The following is a 474-nucleotide window of genomic DNA, read 5'->3' on the forward strand; positions in this document are numbered from 1 at the left end:
CTGGTAACGCTTGTACCGCAGCATTGCTGTCATCTAAGCTGTATTCCCATACACCTGTGCCATCAACCACAACCGTGCCGTAGCTCGCAGTACTGCTCACTAAAGTCCCTTCACCGGTATCAATATCACTAACAGACACTGTGCCTGTTGCGGTGTTGTTGCTGGCATCATCTTCAGTCACGCTTGTGTCTGTTGCAGTAACTGTGATATCCGCCGCATCATTGCTACCCGTGATGGTGATGGTTTGTGTCTCAGTGGTGCCATCGTCACTGGTGAAAGTGATGGTATCAACTAAGGTTTGGCCTGCCGGTAGTGCTTGCACTGCAGCATTGCTGTCATCTAAGCTGTATTCCCATACACCTGTGCCATCAACCACAACCGTGCCGTAGCTCGCAGTGCTGCTCACTAACGTACCTTCGCCGGTATCTACGTCAAATACTGAAATAGTACCTGTCGCTGTGTTATTGCTCGCAT

At 50.2% G+C, this 474-nt stretch carries 1 protein-coding gene; it reads right to left on the reverse strand.

Going from position 1 to position 474, the window contains the following annotated elements; all coding sequences use genetic code 11:
- Window positions 1–474: VCBS domain-containing protein (locus tag CWS31_RS17440; RefSeq protein ID WP_211355873.1), on the reverse strand; the 474-nt coding region annotated here is incomplete at both ends.

The organism is Colwellia echini (assembly GCF_002843355.2).
GTDB classification, from domain to species: Bacteria; Pseudomonadota; Gammaproteobacteria; order Enterobacterales; family Alteromonadaceae; genus Colwellia; species Colwellia echini.